General features: G+C 70.7%; 19 protein-coding genes and 1 pseudogene. 6 read left to right on the top strand and 14 right to left on the bottom strand.

Going from position 1 to position 18,761, the window contains the following annotated elements:
• From ABZ453_RS30830 to ABZ453_RS30845, 4 genes and pseudogenes are all read right to left on the bottom strand, one after another.
• A pseudogene (locus ABZ453_RS30830) lies at positions 1-592 on the bottom strand (electron transfer flavoprotein subunit alpha/FixB family protein); the annotation flags it as partial.
• 65 nt (positions 593-657) lie between these two features.
• Positions 658-1,446 (bottom strand): electron transfer flavoprotein subunit beta/FixA family protein, encoded by a 789-nt coding sequence (locus ABZ453_RS30835; protein WP_359019913.1) that lies wholly within the window; start codon positions 1,444-1,446, stop codon positions 658-660.
• Positions 1,447-1,675: 229 nt separating this feature from the next.
• Positions 1,676-2,185 (bottom strand): flavin reductase family protein, encoded by a 510-nt coding sequence (locus tag ABZ453_RS30840; protein ID WP_359019915.1) that lies wholly within the window; start codon positions 2,183-2,185, stop codon positions 1,676-1,678.
• A gap of 208 nt (positions 2,186-2,393) precedes the next feature.
• On the bottom strand, positions 2,394-2,807 hold the full coding sequence (locus tag ABZ453_RS30845; RefSeq protein WP_359019917.1) for a thioredoxin family protein: 414 nt from the start codon (positions 2,805-2,807) through the stop codon (positions 2,394-2,396).
• A 75-nt stretch (positions 2,808-2,882) separates the two neighbouring features.
• Here ABZ453_RS30845 and ABZ453_RS30850 point away from each other — a divergent pair, with 75 nt between their 5' ends.
• From ABZ453_RS30850 to ABZ453_RS30860, 3 genes are all read left to right on the top strand, one after another.
• The gene (locus ABZ453_RS30850; RefSeq protein ID WP_359019921.1) at positions 2,883-3,299 is read left to right on the top strand and encodes a DUF4395 domain-containing protein; all 417 of its coding nucleotides are present in this window, start codon (positions 2,883-2,885) and stop codon (positions 3,297-3,299) included.
• A 185-nt stretch (positions 3,300-3,484) separates the two neighbouring features.
• Positions 3,485-4,213, top strand: a complete 729-nt coding sequence (locus ABZ453_RS30855; RefSeq protein ID WP_359019922.1) for a lysophospholipid acyltransferase family protein — start codon at positions 3,485-3,487, stop codon at positions 4,211-4,213.
• 214 nt (positions 4,214-4,427) lie between these two features.
• Positions 4,428-5,159 (top strand): class I SAM-dependent methyltransferase, encoded by a 732-nt coding sequence (locus ABZ453_RS30860; RefSeq protein WP_359019924.1) that lies wholly within the window; start codon positions 4,428-4,430, stop codon positions 5,157-5,159.
• A 3-nt stretch (positions 5,160-5,162) separates the two neighbouring features.
• On the opposite strand, the gene ABZ453_RS30865 is transcribed toward ABZ453_RS30860, so the two are convergent.
• The 5 genes from ABZ453_RS30865 to ABZ453_RS30885 form a co-directional block, all read right to left on the bottom strand.
• On the bottom strand, positions 5,163-5,864 hold the full coding sequence (locus tag ABZ453_RS30865) for a phenylalanine--tRNA ligase beta subunit-related protein (protein WP_359019926.1): 702 nt from the start codon (positions 5,862-5,864) through the stop codon (positions 5,163-5,165).
• Positions 5,865-5,873: 9 nt separating this feature from the next.
• Complete coding sequence (locus ABZ453_RS30870; protein WP_359019928.1) at positions 5,874-6,446, bottom strand: transglutaminase domain-containing protein; 573 nt, start codon at positions 6,444-6,446, stop codon at positions 5,874-5,876.
• A 78-nt stretch (positions 6,447-6,524) separates the two neighbouring features.
• Entirely contained in the window at positions 6,525-7,595 is a 1,071-nt protein-coding gene (locus ABZ453_RS30875) for a low specificity L-threonine aldolase (RefSeq protein WP_240868541.1), read from the bottom strand.
• Positions 7,592-8,341 carry an SDR family oxidoreductase gene (locus ABZ453_RS30880; RefSeq protein WP_359019931.1) on the bottom strand — a complete coding sequence of 250 codons (750 nt, stop codon included), beginning with the start codon at positions 8,339-8,341 and terminating at the stop codon, positions 7,592-7,594. Before ABZ453_RS30880 ends, ABZ453_RS30875 begins: the two co-directional genes overlap by 4 nt.
• A gap of 50 nt (positions 8,342-8,391) precedes the next feature.
• The gene (locus ABZ453_RS30885; protein WP_359019933.1) at positions 8,392-9,789 is read right to left on the bottom strand and encodes a DUF6421 family protein; all 1,398 of its coding nucleotides are present in this window, start codon (positions 9,787-9,789) and stop codon (positions 8,392-8,394) included.
• Between the two features lie 384 nt (positions 9,790-10,173).
• Between ABZ453_RS30885 and ABZ453_RS30890 the strand changes: the two genes are divergently transcribed.
• The gene (locus tag ABZ453_RS30890; RefSeq protein ID WP_359019935.1) at positions 10,174-10,857 is read left to right on the top strand and encodes a glycerophosphodiester phosphodiesterase family protein; all 684 of its coding nucleotides are present in this window, start codon (positions 10,174-10,176) and stop codon (positions 10,855-10,857) included.
• Positions 10,858-10,860: 3 nt separating this feature from the next.
• Here the strand turns inward: ABZ453_RS30890 and ABZ453_RS30895 are convergent, their stop codons facing one another.
• Positions 10,861-11,400 (bottom strand): GNAT family N-acetyltransferase, encoded by a 540-nt coding sequence (locus tag ABZ453_RS30895; protein ID WP_359019936.1) that lies wholly within the window; start codon positions 11,398-11,400, stop codon positions 10,861-10,863.
• A gap of 67 nt (positions 11,401-11,467) precedes the next feature.
• Here ABZ453_RS30895 and ABZ453_RS30900 point away from each other — a divergent pair, with 67 nt between their 5' ends.
• Positions 11,468-11,860 (top strand): VOC family protein, encoded by a 393-nt coding sequence (locus ABZ453_RS30900; RefSeq protein ID WP_359019939.1) that lies wholly within the window; start codon positions 11,468-11,470, stop codon positions 11,858-11,860.
• Here ABZ453_RS30900 and ABZ453_RS30905 read toward each other — a convergent pair.
• A complete protein-coding gene (locus tag ABZ453_RS30905) occupies positions 11,842-12,795 on the bottom strand; it encodes an N-acetyltransferase (RefSeq protein ID WP_359019941.1) in 954 nt (317 codons plus the stop codon). The genes ABZ453_RS30900 and ABZ453_RS30905 overlap by 19 nt on opposite strands.
• A gap of 175 nt (positions 12,796-12,970) precedes the next feature.
• Here ABZ453_RS30905 and ABZ453_RS30910 point away from each other — a divergent pair, with 175 nt between their 5' ends.
• Positions 12,971-13,726: a VOC family protein gene (locus ABZ453_RS30910; RefSeq protein ID WP_359019943.1), complete on the top strand. Its 756-nt coding sequence runs from the start codon at positions 12,971-12,973 to the stop codon at positions 13,724-13,726.
• A 13-nt stretch (positions 13,727-13,739) separates the two neighbouring features.
• On the opposite strand, the gene ABZ453_RS30915 is transcribed toward ABZ453_RS30910, so the two are convergent.
• The 3 genes from ABZ453_RS30915 to ABZ453_RS30925 form a co-directional block, all read right to left on the bottom strand.
• Positions 13,740-16,292: a cellulosome protein gene (locus ABZ453_RS30915; RefSeq protein ID WP_359019944.1), complete on the bottom strand. Its 2,553-nt coding sequence runs from the start codon at positions 16,290-16,292 to the stop codon at positions 13,740-13,742.
• Positions 16,293-16,417: 125 nt separating this feature from the next.
• The gene (locus tag ABZ453_RS30920) at positions 16,418-16,957 is read right to left on the bottom strand and encodes a MarR family transcriptional regulator (RefSeq protein WP_359019946.1); all 540 of its coding nucleotides are present in this window, start codon (positions 16,955-16,957) and stop codon (positions 16,418-16,420) included.
• A complete protein-coding gene (locus tag ABZ453_RS30925) occupies positions 16,954-18,630 on the bottom strand; it encodes an FUSC family protein (protein ID WP_359019949.1) in 1,677 nt (558 codons plus the stop codon). The genes ABZ453_RS30920 and ABZ453_RS30925 overlap by 4 nt, the downstream gene beginning before the upstream one ends.
• Positions 18,631-18,761: the final 131 nt, after the last annotated feature.

Genomic DNA, 18,761 nt, shown 5'->3' on the forward strand with positions numbered 1-18,761 from the left:
TCAGCTCCGGACGCCCCGTCGACTCCCGGGGGGTACGGCCGGTGACCTTCGTCCCCCTCGCCTGCTCCGAGAAGGTGACGGCGAGGGCCTCGACCCTACCGGCGGCCGCGGCCGGCTCCACCGCGGCGGAGTTGGGCTTGACCGTGATCACCGGGGTGCCCTTGCTGATACGGGACTTGGTGGTGAAGGACGCGGCGAACACCGACTGGGTCGCCACCGGGCCCGCATCGCCGGCCTCCAGGTCGACGGCGTCGGTGATGATGCCCGAGCCGATGCGCAGCGCGAGCCGGGCGGCGATCTCCTTGCCCTCGGCGGAGGAGGGCACCAGCACGGCGGCCGGGGACACGGCGGCGACGGCGGCCTGCAGCGCGTCGACCTTCGGCACCACCAGGTAGTCGGCGTACTCCGGCGCCTCGTGCGTCAGCACCCTGACGGCGCCGTGCTCGGCGAGGGTGGCGGCGGTGTCGCCCGCGCCGTTACCGAGGGCGACGGCGACGGGCTCGCCGATACGGCGGGCCAGCGTCAGCAGCTCCAGCGTGGGCTTGCGGACGGCACCGTCCACGTGATCGACGTAGACGAGAACTTCAGCCATGGGATTGCTCTCCTGCGAATTGCGAAGTCTTCAGGGGCGGAAAAGGGAGGTGAGCCGCGAGGCCCTTAGATGAACTTCTGGCTCGCGAGGAACTCGGCGAGCTGCTTGCCGCCCTCGCCCTCGTCCTTGACGATCGTCCCGGCCGTGCGGGCCGGACGCGCCGCGGCACCGTCCACGACCGTGTACGCCCCGCCCAGTCCGACCTCGTCCGCGTCGATCTCCAAATCCGACAGGTCCCAGGACTCGACCGGCTTCTTCTTCGCCGCCATGATGCCCTTGAAGGACGGGTAACGCGCCTCACCCGACTGGTCGGTCACCGACACCACCGCCGGCAGCGTGGCCTGAAGCTGCTCGGACGCGGCATCCCCGTCACGACGGCCCCTGACGGTGCCGTCCTCGACGCTCACCTCGGACAGCAGCGTCACCTGCGGCACCCCCAGCCGCTCCGCGACCAGCGCCGGCACCACGCCCATCGTGCCGTCCGTGGAGGCCATGCCGGAGACCACCAGGTCGAAGCCGGCCTTCTCGATCGCCTTCGCCAAAACCAGCGACGTGCCGATCGCGTCCGTGCCGTGCAGGTCGTCGTCCTCGACGTGGATCGCCTTGTCCGCGCCCATCGACAGCGCCTTGCGCAGCGCGTCCTTGGCATCCTCCGGACCCACGGTCAGGACCGTGACCTCGACGTCGTCATCGGAGTTCTCGGCAATCTGCAGCGCCTGCTCGACCGCGTACTCGTCCAGCTCGGAGAGCAGACCGTCGACGTCGTCCCGGTCGACGGTCAGGTCATCGGCGAAGTGCCGGTCGCCAGTGGCGTCGGGCACGTACTTCACAGTGACAACGATCCTCAAGCTCACGCCGGCTCTCCTACTGCATCGTCATTTCGGTGCTGCCTCTTTCAGGCAGCATAGGCGCCTCAAGCGGCCGATCCCGATCGGGGCGACCCCGCGCTCCGAGCGAAATATTACTCGCCAGTACACCCAGTTCGTTCCCGCTAAGCAAGCGCTTTGAACTGTGACCTGTGCAACGCAGCGTAATCGGAACTCGACCGCTTCGCAGAGGGACGCGGAGGGAGCCGGCGCCGTGTCAGTCCCGCAGGCCGTTGAAGCGCCCCTGGTGATAGAGGAGCGGGCGGCCGGGGCCGGTGGGGTCGCCGAGGGCGACCTCGGCCAGGACGATGCGGTGATCACCCGCGGGCACACGGGCGACGATGCGGCACACCAGCCAGGCCAGGACGTCGTCGAGGACGGGGACGCCCTCGGGCCCCTCGCGCCAGGCGGTGGGCGCCCCGAAGCGGTCGGCGCCGCTCTTCGCGAAGGTGGCGGCGAGTTCCTGCTGGTGGTCGCCGAGGATGTGGACGCCGATGTGGTCGGTCGTGGCTATCGCGGGCCAGGAGGAGGCGCCCGGACTGATGCCGAAGGAGAGCATCGGGGGTTCGGCGGAGACGGAGGCGAGGGAGGTGGCGGTGAAGCCGACCGGGCCGGCGTCGCCACGCGCGGTGATCACGGCGACTCCCGCCGCGTGTCGGCGGAAGACGGAGCGCAGCAGGTCGGGCGAAGCGAACTGAGGGGTACCGAGGTCGGACGTGGCCGTCATGGAGTTGTCCTTCTGCGAGAGGGGGCGAGCGGGGTCGTGGCTGCTCAACAGCCCGGACAGCGCGCGCTCGCGTTGCGGACGAGGTCGACGTGGACCCGCCCGTACAGAAGGAGTTCGGTCGGCATGGGGTCAGGCTGACGATAGGTGGTGCGCCCAGTCAAGTACGTTCCGGCATATGGGAGATGCCTCACCGTCCGCATCACATCCGTCAAACCGCCTCCCCCAGTGCCGCGATGACGTCCGCCTTGCGTGGCTGCCCGGTCGCCCGCCGCACCACCCGGCCGTCGGCGTCCAGGACGAGCACGGTCGGCGTCTTGAGGATGTCGAGTTCGCGTACGAGGTCCAGGTGGTCCTCGGCGTCGATCTCCACATGGGTCACGCCCGGCACCATGCCGACGACCTCGCCCAGGACGCGCCGGGTGGCCCGGCAGGGGGCGCAGAAGGCACTGGAGAACTGCACGAGGGTGGCCCGCTCGCCCAGTTCCTCGCCCAACTCGGCCACGCCGAGCCGCTTTCCGTCGTCGCGCCCACGCACGCGTACTCTCCCGCTCCGCTGCCGATGCAGCACTCCATAGGCACCCGCCACCACGAGCACCACCACGCACACCACGAGTCCGGCCATCGACTGCTCCAGCGTTCACGAGACTGCAAAGATTCCCGGTCCCAGGAATCGTGTCCCATGCGGAATGCTTGATTCATGGACATCGATGTGAGGGGCCCTCGCTTCGGGGCGGCCCTGACGACCCTGGTACTGGCCATTGTGCTGATCACCGGGAACGTCTGGCTACTGGCCTGGCAGACGCTGGCGTTCGCGCTGGGCGCCGCGGGCGGGGTGGGCCGGTCACCGTACGGCTGGCTGTTCCGCAGGGTCGTACGGCCCCGGATCGGGCCGCCGACCGAGTTCGAGTCGCCGGAGCCGCCGCGGTTCGCGCAGGCGGTGGGGCTCGTCTTCGCGGGCGTGGGGCTCGTGGGCTTCGCGCTGGGTCCGGACTGGCTGGGGTTGGCCGCGACCGGGGCGGCGCTCGCGGCGGCCTTCCTGAATGCGGCGTTCGGGTACTGCCTGGGCTGCGAGATGTACCTGCTGGCGCGGCGGGTGGCGGTGCGCGCCGAGTAAAGGCGCACTAAAACCCCAGGTGGATCACGTGACGGACGTGACGAGAATCTCGCCGCCGTACGGCACCAGGACTGGCCAGCCGTTCGTTCTTCGGGCACGATCTGCGCAATGCCGTAAACCTACGGCTGCGTAACTTCCCGCCGGGAGAACCCCTTCCCTGGCAGAGAGAAGGGTCCACCCCGTCCATGGCTGAGCTTGTCTACCGCCCCGTCATCGGTTTCGCCCAAGCGTTGTTCAAGGTCTGGGACCTGAAGATCGACTGCAAGGGGTCGGAGAACATTCCGCGCTCGGGCGGTGCCGTTCTGGTGAGCAATCACATCAGCTACCTGGACTTCGTCTTCGACGGTCTGGCCGCTCTGCCGCAGAAGCGCCTCGTGCGTTTCATGGCGAAGGAGTCGGTGTTCCGGCACCGGATCTCGGGCCCCCTGATGCGCGGCATGAAGCACATCCCGGTGGACCGGAAGAACGGCGAGGCGGCTTACCAGCACGCGTTGGAGTCGCTGCGCTCCGGTGAGGTCGTCGGGGTCTTCCCGGAGGCGACCATCTCGCAGTCCTTCACCCTGAAGAGCTTCAAGTCCGGTGCCGCGCGCATGGCCCAGGAGGCAGGGGTTCCGCTCGTCCCCGTGGCGTTGTGGGGCACGCAGCGGCTGTGGACGAAGGGCCACCCGCGCAACTTCAAGCGCAGCCACACGCCGATCACGATTCGCGTCGGCGAGGCCATCGAGGCTTCCAAGGACAAGTACGCGGGCGCCATCACCCGGCAACTCCGCGAGCGCGTCCAGGAACTGCTGGAGGCCGCCCAGCGCGCCTACCCGGTCCGCCCGAAGGACGCGAACGACACGTGGTGGATGCCGGCCCACCTGGGCGGCACGGCACCGACCCCGGAGGAAGTCCGGGCGGCGGAGGCCCATTGAGGGCTGCCGGAAAACCCGCCCACGCCTTGGCGGCAACGGCCCCTTGAGTACGCCTGACGCATCCGTGGACGGAGTTTGGCCGAGGTACCGCCCGAGGTTCCTCGCGGCCGCCCGGCAGTCGGGCACACGGTCATACGCGCTCTCCGCAGCCACGGCCTGACCTGGGCTTTCTTCTCGGACGGACCTAGGATTCCACCTTCGGGAAGGGGATCCGATGGACCGGCACATACGCACAGTCGAGGACGTACTGCGGCTCCTGGACGGCCTGTTCGCCGCCGGAGGCGATCGATGGACGACGGACGCCGGCTCGTGGTGGGACGACTTCTACGCGGACCGCTCACGCCAGATTCCGTTCTTCGCCGCGAAGCCTGACGAAAACCTGGTCTCCCATGTCGAGGCTGGACTGCTCACCCACGGACGCGCCCTCGACCTGGGATGCGGCCCCGGCCGCAACGCGCTGTACCTCGCGTCCCAGGGTTTCGAAGTGGATGCCGTCGACCTGTCGTCCGAGGCCGTCGCGTGGGCCGGGGAGCGGGCGGCCGGGGCGGGTGCCGAGGTCCGCTTCCTTGCGGGAGACGCCTTCGCCCTGGCCGGGACCGAGTTGCGGGGGCCGTACGACCTGGTCTACGACTCCGGGTGTCTCCACCACCTGCCGCCGCATCGCCGGATCAGCTACCTGGCGCTGATCGATCAACTCCTCGCCCCCGGCGGCCTGTTCGGGCTCACCTGTTTCGCCGCCGGCGCCATGGGGCCCGAACTGCCGGACGCGGCGTTCTACGAACGCGGCCGGCTCGAGGGCGGACTGGCGTACACCCCCGAGGCGTTGCGCGGGCTGTTCGGTGGAATGACGGAGGTCGAGATACGGCGGATGCGCGACGAGCCGGCCGACTCCCCGCACTTCGGCGAACCCTTCCTCTGGACCGCCCTGTTCCGCCGGGCGTACTGACCCTCAGCTCGCGGACTCCGCGGCCCGTACCTCGATCCGCGCGCCCGGACTGAACTTCTCCAGGAGTTCGGCGAGTTCGGCGCCCGCCGCCTCCACCTCGGCCACCGGCATCGGGGCCAGGCTCTCCAGGAGGAAGATCGCGGAGACGCTCTCCTCGGTGAGGCGGGTGCGCGGACCCTGGCGCCAGTTCCAGCGGCGGCAGGTGACACCCGCCTCGTCACGCCAGACCACCTCGCCCGCGTCGGGGTGCTCGATGACCTCCCCGCCTCCCGCGACGGTCACGAAGTCCTCGTCGCCGGTGGCCCGGCCGAGCGTCATGCCGCCCCGGATACGGTCGGTGTCCTCGCCGCCGACGGGGATCAGATGGGCGACGCTGATAGCGTTGTAGAGGTCTACGAGGAGGTTGATCCGGGGCAGACCGGCGTCGGACAGCGCCCTCTTGGCCAGCGCCTCCGCGGAGTTGCGGGTGCGCGACGGCTTGGAGCCGAACGCCGTGTAGACCTCGCGCCAGGCCGCCATGTGCGGGTCCTCGTGCGGGGCGCGGCCGTCCAGACGTGCGGCGAGGCGGCGGGCCGCGTCGTCGAGCAGCGCCGAACCGGCCTCGGTGCTGGGCCCGTTGACCAGACCGTGCGCCTCGATCGCGACATGGGTGAAACCGGGCGCGAGAACACGCACCTCGTCGGAGACGGTCAGGGAGAGTGTCATCGCCTTGCCTCAGAGTGCGGTGGGGAGGGTCTTCCAGAGGTACGGCCGGTCGGGCGCGGCCCGGAGGGCCTTCAGCACGGCCGGATGAGGTTCAGCGTACAACACCGGATAGTCCAGCTCATTGGACTCAGGGTCCGGCGTGAAGGCCAGCCGCTCGCCGTCCAGGGAGAACCGGGCATCGACCCCCGGCTTGTTCCCGCGCGGGTCCTGCCGGTGCCAGGCGCCGTTGAAGCGGACGGCGACCAGGCCGTGCACCACGTCGAACTGCTGGTAGCAGAACGCGGTCGGGATGTCCTCGGCCCGCAACAGGGCGGCGAGGGCGTGCGCCTTGGCGTAGCAGATACCGGTGCCCTGCGCCAGGACGTCTGAGGCACGCCAGGTGACCCGCGCATCGCCGGAGTCCTGCGAGTGGGGGATCGCGTCGCGGACGAACTCGAAGGCGAGCCGTGCATAGTCATACGAGTGTGCCGCATCCCGAGCGAGACGCGCGGCCGTCTTCCGGACGAGTGGGTGATGATGGTCGATGACCTCGTCGGCAGCCAGGTAGGCGGACAGGTCAGGGGTGTTCTGGATCAGCTCCATGCCCGCAGAGCATAGGAATGCGATCACCCGAGAGTCAATGACTTTTCAGGTGACCGTATATCTATGCAGAACGCGCCTCTACCGGGCCATCTCCTCCTTCAGCGCCGCCACGAACGCGTCCACGTCCTCCTCGGTCGTGTCGAACGCGCACATCCAGCGCACGACGCCGGCCGCCTCGTCCCAGAAGTAGAACCGGAACCGCTTCTGCAGCCGCTCGCTGACGTCGTGCGGCAGCCGGGCGAACACGCCGTTGGCCTGCACCGGGTAGAGGATCTCCACGCCGTGCACCGCGCGCACGCCCTCGGCCAGCCGCTGGGCCATCTCGTTGGCGTGCCGTGCGTTGCGCAGCCAGAGGTCCTTGGCGAGAAGTGCCTCCAGCTGCACCGACACGAACCGCATCTTGGAGGCGAGCTGCATGGACAGCTTGCGCAGGTGCTTCATATGGCTCACGGCGTCCTGGTTGATCACCACGACCGCCTCGCCGAACAGCGCGCCGTTCTTCGTCCCGCCGAGGGAGAGGATGTCGACACCGACCGCGTTGGTGAACGTCCGCATGGGCACGTCGAGGGAGGCAGCCGCGTTGGCTATGCGGGAGCCGTCCAGGTGCACCTTCATGCCGTGAGCGTGGGCGTGCTCGCAGATCGCGCGGATCTCGTCCGGTGTGTAGAGGGTGCCGAGCTCCGTGCTCTGCGTGATGGACACCACCTGCGGCATGGCGCGGTGCTCGTCGTCCCAGCCGTACGCCTGCCGGTCGATCAGCTCGGGGGTGAGCTTGCCGTCCGGGGTGGGGACGGTGAGCAGCTTCAGACCGCCCATGCGCTCCGGCGCGCCGCCCTCGTCGACGTGGATGTGCGCGCTCTCGGCGCAGATCACCGCTCCCCAGCGGTCGGTGACCGCCTGGAGCGCGACGACGTTGGCGCCGGTGCCGTTGAAGACCGGGAAGGCCTCCGCCGTGGCGCCGAAGTGGCTGCGGATGATCCGCTGGAGGTTGTCGGTGTACTCGTCCTCGCCGTACGCGACCTGATGCCCGCCGTTGGCCACGGCCAGCGCGGCGAGCACCTCGGGATGCGCCCCCGCGTAGTTGTCGCTGGCGAAACCGCGGACGTCCGGGTCGTGATGGCGGCGGGCGTCGGTCTTCGGGGGGTTCACGGCTTCTCGGTCAGCCACAGGCGCTTTCCGTTCACTTCGGCGGCGGGCTTGCTCCAGACGTCGGCGATGGCCTCCGCCAGGTCCTTGACGTCGGTGAAGCCCGCGAACTTCGCGTTGGGGCGCTCGGCGCGCATCGCCTCGTGCACCAACGCCTTGACGACCAGGATCGCAGCCGCGGAGGTCGGCCCGTCGGGGCCCCCGGCCTTGCGGAAGTAGTCCGCCATGGCGAGCGTCCACGCCTCGGCCGCGGCCTTGGCGGCGGCGTACGCGGCGTTCCCGGCGGTCGGGTTGGAGGCGCCGGCCGCGCTGATCAGGACGTACCGGCCGCGGTCGCTGTGCTGGAGGGCCTCGGAGAAGGCCAGGGAGGTGTGCTGCACGGTGCGGATGAGCAGCAGCTCCAGGAAGTCCCAGTCGTCCAGGCTGGTCTTGATGAAGGCCTCGCTGCCGCGCCAGCCACCGACGAGGTGGACCAGCCCGTCGACTCGGCCGAAGTCCTTCTCGATGTGGGTGGCCCAGTCGCGGGTGGACTCCAGGTCCAGCAGGTCGACGGGTTCCCCGGTGACGGTGGCGCCGCCCGAGGCGTACCGGGCCGCGTCCACGGCCTCGGCGAGCCGCTCGGGGTCGTTGTCCGCGGCGACGACGGTCGCCCCGGACTCGGCCAGCCGCATCAGGGTGGCCCGGCCCGCGGGCCCGCCCGCACCCGCGACCGCGATCACCGCACCGCTGAGAGCTCCGTTCCCCACCATGTTCTTCGCCTCCTGAGCAGTGTTCCCGGGCTTGCGCGCGACGGCGCCGCTCACGCGGCGACTCGCTCGGCGCTCTCCGCGGTGATGCCCTTGGTGGAGGCGATCACGTTCTTGAGCTTCTTGGAGAGGGCCTCATAGAACATGCTCAGCGGAAACTCGTCCGGAAGCACGTCATCGACGAGTTTCCGGGGCGGCTGGCTCAGGTCGAGGGCGTCGGGGCCCTTGGCCCAGCGGGAGCCGGGGTGCGGGGCGAGATAGGTGGAGACCAGCTCGTACCCGGCGAACCAGTGGACGAGCTTGGGGCGGTCGATGCCGTCGCGGTAGAGCTTCTCGATCTCGGCGCAGAGCTCGTTCGTCACCTGCGGGGCGCGCTGCCAGTCGATGTGGAGCTTGTTGTCGGTCCACCGCACGACGTCATGCTTGTGCAGGTAGGCGAAGAGCAGCTGGCCGCCGAGGCCGTCGTAGTTGCGTACGCGCTCGCCGGTGACGGGGAAGCGGAACATGCGGTCGAACAGGACCGCGTACTGCACGTCACGGGCCTGCGGGACGCCGTCGGCCTCGAGCTTCACGGCCTCCTTGAAGGCGGTGAGGTCGCAGCGCAGTTCCTCCAGGCCGTACATCCAGAACGGCTGCCGCTGCTTGATCATGAACGGGTCGAAGGGCAGGTCTCCGTGGCTGTGGGTGCGGTCGTGGACCATGTCCCACAGGACGAAGGCCTCCTCGCAGCGCTTCTGGTCGTGGACCATCGCGGCGATGTCCTCGGGCAGCTCCAGGCCCAGGATGTCGACGGCGGCGTCGGTGACGCGGCGGAAGCGGGCGGCCTCGCGGTCACAGAAGATGCCACCCCAGGAGAACCGTTCCGGCGCCTCGCGCACGGCGATGGTCTCCGGGAAGAGGACGGCGGAGTTGGTGTCGTACCCGGCCGTGAAGTCCTCGAACTTGATGCCGCAGAACAGCGGGTTGTCGTAGCGGGTGCGCTCCAGCTCGGCCAGCCAGTCGGGCCAGACCATGCGCAGCACGACCGCCTCGAGGTTGCGGTCGGGGTTGCCGTTCTGCGTGTACATCGGGAAGACGACCAGGTGCTGCAGGCCGTCCGCGCGGTTGGCGGCGGGCTGGAAGGCCAGCAGCGAGTCCAGGAAGTCCGGCACCTCGAAGCCGCCCTCGGCCCACCGGCGCAGGTCCTTGACCAGGGCCTCATGGTAGGCGCCGTCGTGCGGCAGCAGCGGGGAGAGCTCCTCCACCGCCTCCACGACACGCCGGACGGCGGCTTCGGCGTCCGCCCGTCCGGGTGCCGTCTCGGCCTCGAAGTCGATCGACCCGTCCTTGGACTGCCATGGCCGAATCTGCTCCACGGCATCCTTGAGCACCGGCCACGCCGGGTGCTCGACCACCCTGGTCGCGGGAGGAACCTGCTCCTCCGAAGCCGCCTGCACAAGAATTTCCGTCATGTCCCATCCTCCACGGGAGAAGCTTGCGTAAGGAGACCGTATACATACGAGCTTTCTCCCAGCAAGGGGAGCCTCGGGAAATTATCCTGCCCACCCGCATCGTCACAGAATTTTTTCCTGCCGGATGCCGTGGATGCGATGGAGCGGGGTATACATGCGCCTCCGGCGGATACCGGCCACCGGTCAATACCCGCGCAACTCGCCCACGCCCGGGTGACCGGTCCCACCGGTACCGGCCAGGTCCGCCCCGTGCGTCACCCCAATCCCCCGTGTACGAGCGGGTTCATCGGCAGGCCGGGCCGTTAGGCTGCGGCTCTGCCCACGTGAACCGTCCGCTCCGGTCCACGCGGGTCCGAGCCGCCGTCGACGGAAGCGAGTTGAACCTTGAACTTCCTTACCATCGGTCACCGCGGAGTCATGGGTGTCGAACCCGAGAACACCCTCCGTTCCTTCGTCGCCGCCCAGCAGGCGGGCCTCGACGTCATCGAACTCGATCTCCACCTGAGCAAGGACGGCGCCCTCGTCGTCATGCACGACAGCGACGTGGACCGCACGACCGACGGCACCGGGGCGATCGCCGACAAGACCCTCGAGGAGCTGCGCGCCCTGGACGCGGGCCGCGGCGAACGGGTCCCCGTCTTCGAGGAGGTCCTGGACGCCGTGAAGGCTCCGCTGCAGGCCGAGATCAAGGACGTGCAGGCGGCCAGGGCACTCGCCGAGGTGATGCTGGACCGGGACCTGGTCCCCCGCGTCGAGGTGTCCTCCTTCCACGACGAGGCCGTCGCCGAGATCGCCCGGCTGGTGCCGGGCGCACGGACCGCGCTGGTCGGCAGCCGGTTCGGCACCGACATCGTCGACCGTGCGGTGGAGGTGGGCGCGACGACGGTCTGCCTCAACATCCGCCGGCTCACGCTGGAGGTGGTGGAGCAGGCCCGCAAGGCGGACCTGAGGGTCATCGGCTGGGTGGTGAACACCCAGGACGACCTGCGGCTCGTACGGGCGCTGCAGCTGGACGGCGCGACCACCGACTACCCGGAGATCAAGCGCACCGCCCGCTTCACCGCGTGAGCGTCACACCAGTTCCTTGACCAGCAGCTCGAACCGCAGGTCGTCGCGCTGCGGGATGCCGAAGCGCTCGTCGCCGTACGGGAAGGGTGTCATCCTTCCCGTACGACGGTAGCCGCGCCGCTCGTACCAGGCGATCAGGTCCTCGCGTACCGAGATCACGGTCATGTGCATCTCGCGCACGCCCCAGCTCTCCCGGGCCGCGCGCTCCGCCTCGGCGATGATCACCTTGCCGAGGCCGCCGCCCTGGAGTTCCGGGCTGACCGCGAACATCCCGAAGTAGGCGTGGTCGCCGCGGTGTTCGAGCTGACAGCAGGCGATGACCCCGCCGTCCCGCTCGACCGTCAGCAGTCGGCTGTCCGGCGACTTGACGACCGCGAGCACGCCCTCCGGGTCGGTGCGCTGGCCCTCCAGGATGTCCGCCTCAGTGGTCCACCCGACGCGGCTGGAGTCCCCGCGGTAGGCCGACTCGATCAGCTCGACCAGGGCGTCCACGTCGGCGTCCGTGGCATCGCGAAAGGTCAGTCCAGCGGTGGCGGTGTCCATGGGGCGGCTCTCCGATCTGTGGCGCGGCGCGGGCAAGGACGAGGGTAACGCCCTAGCCTGGGGGCGCATGGTGCACGTTCTCAGCAGCCGGGTCCTTCTCCAGCCCGCCGATCCCGAGCGCTCCCGCCGCTTCTACGGCGAGCAGCTGGGCCTCCCCGTCTACCGCGAGTTCGGCACGGGGCCGGATCGCGGCACGGTCTACTTCCTCGGCGGCGGCTTCCTGGAAGTCTCGGGCCGCTCGGATGCGGCGCGCTCCCCCTCGGTACGGCTGTGGCTCCAGGTCGAGGACGCGGGCGCGGCCCACGAGGAGCTGCGCGCCAAGGGCGTCGAGATCGACCGGCCCCCGGTGAAGGAGCCGTGGGGTCTGGTCGAACTGTGGATCAGGGACCCGGACGGAACGCGGATCGTGCTGGTGGAGGTGCCACCGGACCATCCGATCCGCTACCGCCCGGGGATCTGAGCCGGATCCGAGCCGCAGGAGCCCGGTCGGTGCTCCCACTGGCGGTCGGTTCGGGTCAGTTCGCGGAAGCCGGCGTCCAGGAGCAGGGCGATCGACGCTTCGTCGTCGGACGGCTCGTAGGCGAGGAGACGGTCGACGTCGCAGAGGCGGAGCCAGGCGGCGGCCTGGGCGAGGAGATGGGGCTCCAGGGCCGTGCCCCTCGCCGCCGGGGCGATGTGGAGGTTGCCGACGTCGGCGAGGCCCGGGGCTCGGGTGTGCCGTTCCGGGCGGGCCAGGGACGTGTCGATCTCGATGAAGCCGAGGGCGCCTCCGGTGTCGTCGTACGCCGTGAAACGGGTGCCGCACTCCCCCAGTGCGCGCTCGAAGCGGAGCTCGGCCCGCGGTTCGGGCGCCGGCAGGTCGGCGACCCGCGCGATGAGGATCAATTCGGTGTTCCCGGTGTTCCGGAAGCCGGAGCGTTCGTACAGGGCGCGGATGTGCGGCCAGGTGCGGGGCAGGCCGTAGACGACGGGCGCGGGCAGTGCGCCGCCCGCGTAGCGGACGCGGACCCTCCAGCGGGCGAGCTGGGCCAGGCAGGCGGCCATCAGCTGGTCGGCGGCCGCTTCGGAGTCCGGCCAGAAGGACGCCGGCGGCCGGTACACGAACCAGTCGATCTCACCGGCGTCCCGGTACGTCTCGCCGACCTCGGCGTCGGCGCGGTAGCGCAGCAGATGCGCGGCGGCGACCACGTACCGGCGCTGCTCGGCGACGAGTGTCGTGCGCTCGGCGACCCAGGGGTCGGTGATGAACTCGTCGGGCTGCCGTTCCAGGTCGCTCAGGACGGTGTTCACCGAGACCGAGACGCCGGGGACGACGGCGGCGACATGCGCGTTGATCAGTTCGGTGAGCTGGTCTCGGTCGTCGCGGCGGAAGGGGCGCACCAGTGGCGCGGACATGCGGGACCTCCGGGCAGGGGTGGTGGACTGGAGGCCGCCATGCGGTGCGGTACGGGGCCGAGCGTACGGCGACGGTGGCGCCGGGCGCGAGGGGTTTGTCCGGATGGCCGGGGACCGGGCCCGGCACTAGCGTGCTGGAGAGGACCGGCCTCGGATCCACTGCGGAGGGAACGCCATGAAGCTCGACGAACCGGTGACCGGTGGCCCCTGCTGGACCGAGTTGGGGACCAGCGACCTGGAGGGCGCGAAGCGGTTCTACGCGGAGCTGTTCGGCTGGCGTGCCGAGACGGATCCCCGGCAGGAGGCGGGCGGCTACTCGGTCGCGCATCTCGGAGAGGTGGCGGTGGCCGCGCTGTCCCCGCTGTACCAGGAGTCGCAGCCCGTCGCCTGGAACGTGTCCTTCGCGGTGCGGGACGCGGACGAGTCGGCCGGGAAGGTCACCGCGGCGGGCGGAACGGTGCTGCTCGGACCGATGGACGTGTTCGACGTGGGCCGTTTCACGGTGGCGATCGATCCGACGGGCGCGGTCTTCCAGATGTGGCAGGCGCGGTCCTTCCCGGGCGCCGGGCTGTTCAACGCGCCCGGCTCGCTGGGCTGGGTCGAACTGCTGACCAGGGCCCCGGAGCGGGCGGTGGACTTCTACACCACGGTCTTCGGCTGGAGCGTCAACGCCTCGGAGCACTACACCCAGTGGGGCGTCGACGGCGCCGACTTCGGCGGCATGACGGCGATGGACGACACGTTCCCGCACGAGGTGCCGCCGCACTGGCTGCCGTACTTCGCGGTGGCCGACGTGGACGGCGCCGCGGCCACGGCGACCGCGGCCGGCGGCACCGTCCTGATGGAACCCAGGTCCGTAGGGGACGTCCGGCGGATCGGGGTGCTGCGGGATCCGCAGGGGGCGATGTTCGGGGTGTACGCGGAGGCCTGAGCCGCCGGCACGCTCAGGCCAGCGGTGTCACGGTGATCCGGTCGACGACCGGGGCGTGGGCGGAGCGCTGTCCGTGGGCGTTCTTGGTGCGGCCGTCGAAGTCGGGCAGTTCGTCGGCGGTGAAGGTGATGGTGTTGGGCCCCCGGTCCAGGGTGACGGGCATGGAGAGGTTCCAGAAGTTGCCGAAGTGGAAGGTGGTCGGGAACAGGACGCGCTGCTGGGTGGCTCCGTTGACCGAGATGTCGGCGTGACGGCAGACCGGGTCCGGGTTGTAGTGGGTGGCCGGTGCCTGCTCGCCGTTGGAGTAGCGGATCGTGAGCGCATGGCGGCCGGGGCGGTCGACGGTGACGGTGACCGTGAGGGCGTTCGCGGCGCCCGCTCCGATGCCGTCGACCGCCTTCCCGCCCGTCGCGTACGGGTACGCGGCCACCTTCGCGGTGCCGGTCAGGGTGCCTTCCGCGGCGGGGACTCGCGTGCTGGGCAGCAGGCCGCGCGAGGGCTCCACCAGCAGCCGGTCGACGACCAGGCGCTCCGAAGTGCCGGTCACCGTGACCTTGTTGATGCCACCGGCCAGGAAGAGGGGGACGGGGCCGTGCGCCACGGGACCGACATCCTCGCCGTTCACCGAGAGCAGGCCCTCTCCGGGGCCGAGCAGATCGACCGTCACCGTCGCCTCGCCGTCGTCATCGGCGTGCACCCAGAAGGTCACGCCGGCGCTGTGCGGGAGGACGGCGGCACCGGGGCCCGAGGCTCCCGGCTCGTCGTAACTCACCCGCGCCGCGCCACCGAGGGCCGCGAACTCGGCTTCGTAGACGTCCTGTTGACGGTCCTGGCGCAGGGCGAGATCCAGCTTGTCGACGACCGCGTCGCCCTTGGTCACGCCGAGGTCGGGGTCCTGGGCGGCGAGGGTGATGCGGTGGGGGCCGGCCGTCAGCTCGACCCGGGTGTCGGTGTGGCCCCAGACGGCCCACTTGTAGCCGAGCGGCAGCCGGAGTTCGCGGGGCTGCCCGCCGTCGACGCGCAGGAAGACGTTGGTCGGCCCCTGTTCCCTCACCAGGTCGGCCAGGTTGTGGGAGTTGGCGAACACGCGGAGGTCGTACGTCCCGTCCTGCGGGACCTCGACGTCGAAGGCGAGGACGAGGTCGGAGCCGGTGCGCAGGCCGCCGACGTGATAGCCGCCGGAGGTGGCGAACTTGTCGACGTCGGACGGGGAGCCCTCGGGACCGTTGACCGAGTGGCCGCCGCCCGTGTGGGCCGCGTCCTCGGCCTCGTAGGTGTGCCGCCAACCCACCGACGGAGGAAGGAGGGTGGCTCCGTTGCCGCCGGGCGCCAGGGTCAGCTGGTAGGCGGACATCTCGTCCAGGTCGGTCAGGGGCAGCCGCACCCGGCCGTCCAGGACGGGCAGTTCGACGTCCCGCAGCCGCAAGGGCTGTGCGCTGGAGCCGACTTGGCCGGTCCAGGGGATCTCCTGCAGCCGCAGATGGACGCGATTGCCGAAGACCTCGGCGGAGACGCCTTCGAAGACCAGGTCCGCGGCGCCGCTCGCACCGCCGAACAGCAGCCGCGCCTGCCGTTTGTCGCGGTCGAGCGCGGCGACGCCCTGAAGCGTGTACTGCGCGTTGGGATGTGGCGCCCTGACCTGGACGGTGTTCCCGGTCAGCTGTCCGTAGGCGTTGAACAGCCACCACTGACCGTTGCCCTTGTTCGCCTCCACCGAGGAGTCGTTGAGGTTTCCGGCGATGTTCCAGTACGCCATGTCGGCGTCGACCTTGCACTCCTCGAGCGCGGCGATCCACTGGATCATCTGCCCGGGGACGGACAGGTGGTAGTTGTGCGCGTACTCGTTGAGGTTGACGGGCAGCGGGCCGATGCCCAACTCCCGCTCCATCCGCCGGTACTTGGCCACGTTCGTGCGGACCTCGTCCGGCGAGGACAGCTCGTGCCAGGTGATCACGTCGGGCAGTACGTCGTGGTCGCGCGCGAACTCGAGGAAGCCGCGCACCTCCGGGTAGAGGATGCAGGTGTTGGGACCGGCGATCCGTGCCTCCGGGTCGATGCCCTTGATGAGGCGGTACGCCCGCTGCCAGGCGGCGAAGTAGGGGCCCGGCTCGGTGTGCCAGGAGACCTGGTCGTAGCTCCACTCGCCGGTGCCGAACATGTTGCCCTCGGGCTCGTTGAACGGCACCCACACCAGATGGGACCTGAGCCCGCCCAGGGTCATGGCCTGCTCGACCTGGCGGCGGACGATCTCCAGATGGGTGGCGAGCTTCTCCGCTCCGGTGGCCCCCGGCCATTCGTAGGGGAAACCGCGGTGGAAGTCGGTGACATAGACGTACACGTCCTTGCCTCCGGCCGCGACGAAGGGGGGAAGGATCTCCAGGGCGTCGGCGCCCGGATGCTGGATGCCGTCCTGGGCCTTGGTGGCGACCGTGCGGACGTACATGCCCTCGACGACCGCGCGGCTGGGCACACCGTCGCCGTACAGGCCGTAGAGCGTGCCGCTCGCGCCGCCGTGCAGGGGGCCGGTCTCCGTGCCCAGATCGACCGTGAGGGTCTCGGCTGCCACGGCATCCTCTTTCGTTCGACATATCGTACGCCAGTCGAGTCTTCGAACCGGTCGGATCGAACGTAGGGAGTTCACGGCGATCACGTCAACGGGTGTCAGGCCACCGAAAGTTGCGAGACCGCCGATCAGGCGCGCAGGACGCCGAGGCCCCCCTCCAGCCTGGCCAGCAACTCCCCCAGGAGGTCGGCGAGTTCGCCCTGTCCCTGCGGAGCGAGCACGGACAGTACGGCGGTCTCGTAGGCGAGTTGCTCCGGCAGGAGCCCGTCGACCAGGGCGCGTCCGGCGTCCGTGAGGCGGACGTGGGCGACGCGGCGGTCACGGGTGTCACCGCGGCGCTCGACCAGGCCGCGCTCGGTGAGCTGCTTGAGGCGCTTGGTGACGGCGGCGCCGGACGAGAAGGTCTCCCGGGCCAGTTCGCCGGGGGTCAGCTCATGGCCGGTGCGGCGCAGGGCGCCCAGCAGGTCGAACTCGGGGCGGCTGAGGCCCGCACGGCGCAGCGGGGCGTCCTCGGCCTGCTGGAGGAGGGCGGCACAGCGGTTGATCCGGCCGATCACCTCCATCGGGCCGGTGTCCAGGTCCGGGTGGACGGCACGCCACTGCCGGACCACCGTGGAGACGGTGTCGCCCCTGGTCGCGCCCGACTGCCGTCCGTTCGGTGCCGTCATGGCCGTGTGCCCTCCGCGCTCGTCGTCCCGTGCCGCCCCGGGTGCCGTACCGTCGCGGCGAGCGTACGGTGCCCGGTCCGCTCGGCGCGCACGACCCGCTCCTGGGGCAGGGCGCGCTGCCACCACTCGCCGGCGGCGGCGTCGGCCGTGGCACGCAGGTCGGCCAGCGCGGCGGCGAGACCGCGGCGGGCGGCCTCCAGGTCGGCGGGTGCGGGCGCGGGCTCGGCGAGCAGCCGGGCGGCGTGCTCCCGGGCGCGCTCGGCGGCGGTCAGCGCGTGTTCGACGCGGTCGCCCGCGCGCCGGTTGGTGACGGCGACGGCGGCGAGGAAGCCGACCAGTGCGCCGACGACCGTGTCCACGACCCGCTCGGTGATCAGCCGCCCGGGCTGCTGGGTGTGGGCGAACTCGGTGATGAGCAGCGCCATCGGGGTCACACAGACGGTGCCGAGCCAGTAGTTGCGGCCCATCAGCGCCTCGGCACCGAAGTTGAAGGCCAGGCAGCACAGGACCAGGAAGACCTGACCGGCATGGGCGAGCGGGGCCACGGCCGCGAAGAGGAGCACGCCGAGGAGGTTGCCGACGACGCGCTGGATGCCCCGGCTCCAAGTGAGAGCGAGGTTGGCCTGGTAGAGGGAGGCGGCGGTGACCAGCGCCCAGTAGGGGCGGCCGACGCCGAGGGCGAGGGAGACGTAACCGGCGAGGGCGCAGCCCAGGGCGGTACGGACGGCGATGGGGGCGAGCGGGCCGAGCCTCGCCCACAACGGGCGGGCAGGGACGGCCAGTTCGGCCTCCACACCGAGGAGTTCGTCGGCGGACTGCTGGTCGTCGAGGTCGGGGACGGGTCCGGTGCCGCACAGCTCGCGGGCCCACGCCCGCAGTCGCCGCGGGTCGGTGTCGTCAGGGGCGGCGAGGGCGACCTCCGCTCGGACGACGAGGCGTTCCAGAGCACGCCGGGTGCGGGTGTCGTCGGTGGCGAGGAGGGTCTGCCAGGCGGCCTGGACGGCGGCGGCCGCGACGGCACGGGAACGGGGGTCGGCCTCACCGGTGGAGTGCGCGGCGGTGGCATGGGCGGCGGTCGCGTGGGCGGCGGCAGCGTTCAGCGCCTGGGCGGTGGCCCGGCGTTCCGGGCCGTGCGGGCGCAGCAGGCCGGGCGCCATGCCGACGAGCCAGGCCCAGACGCCCGCCGCGAGGGCCAGGGCGAGATGGCCGGGAACCTGGGCGAGGGTCTGCGGGGCGAAGAGGGCGGCGGAGCTGATGAAGGTCGGTACGACATGGCCGGGCGGGCCGATCCGGGTCGCGTCGCACAGCGCCTTCTGCACGGCGGCCAGCAGCGCGCCGACGGTGACGAGCACGACGGCACTGGCGGTGAGGGACGCGGTGACCAGGGCGACGGCGAGGCCGCCGACCATGCCGAGGACGACCCAGGCGAGGGTGCGGGCCCGGGCGGCGTAGGGGCGGTTGTGGGCGTAGAGGGCGCACAGGGACCCGGCCATGGTGTACATCGCCAGGTCGAGGCGGCCGAGGGCCAGGAGCGTGAGGTTGGGCGGTGCGACCGAGGCGATCACGCTGAGGGCCGGCTTGAACCAGATGTCCGAAGGCCGGCCGAGACGCAGGATGTCGGCCAACGGGAGGCGGCGGGGGCGTGGGGTGGAGGGGGCGGTCGCGGATGGCATGTGACATAACATTAGCAGGCGTTTTACTCGTGAACGAATTTGGGCGCCACCGCTCACCCACCGTGCTCCCTCGAATGCCCCCCGTGTACATCCTTGCGCTCGTGTGCGCGCCGGACGGCCCGGGCATCGAC

Source organism: Streptomyces sp. NPDC005799 (assembly GCF_040630525.1).
Classification (GTDB): Bacteria; Actinomycetota; Actinomycetes; order Streptomycetales; family Streptomycetaceae; genus Streptomyces; species Streptomyces griseorubiginosus_B.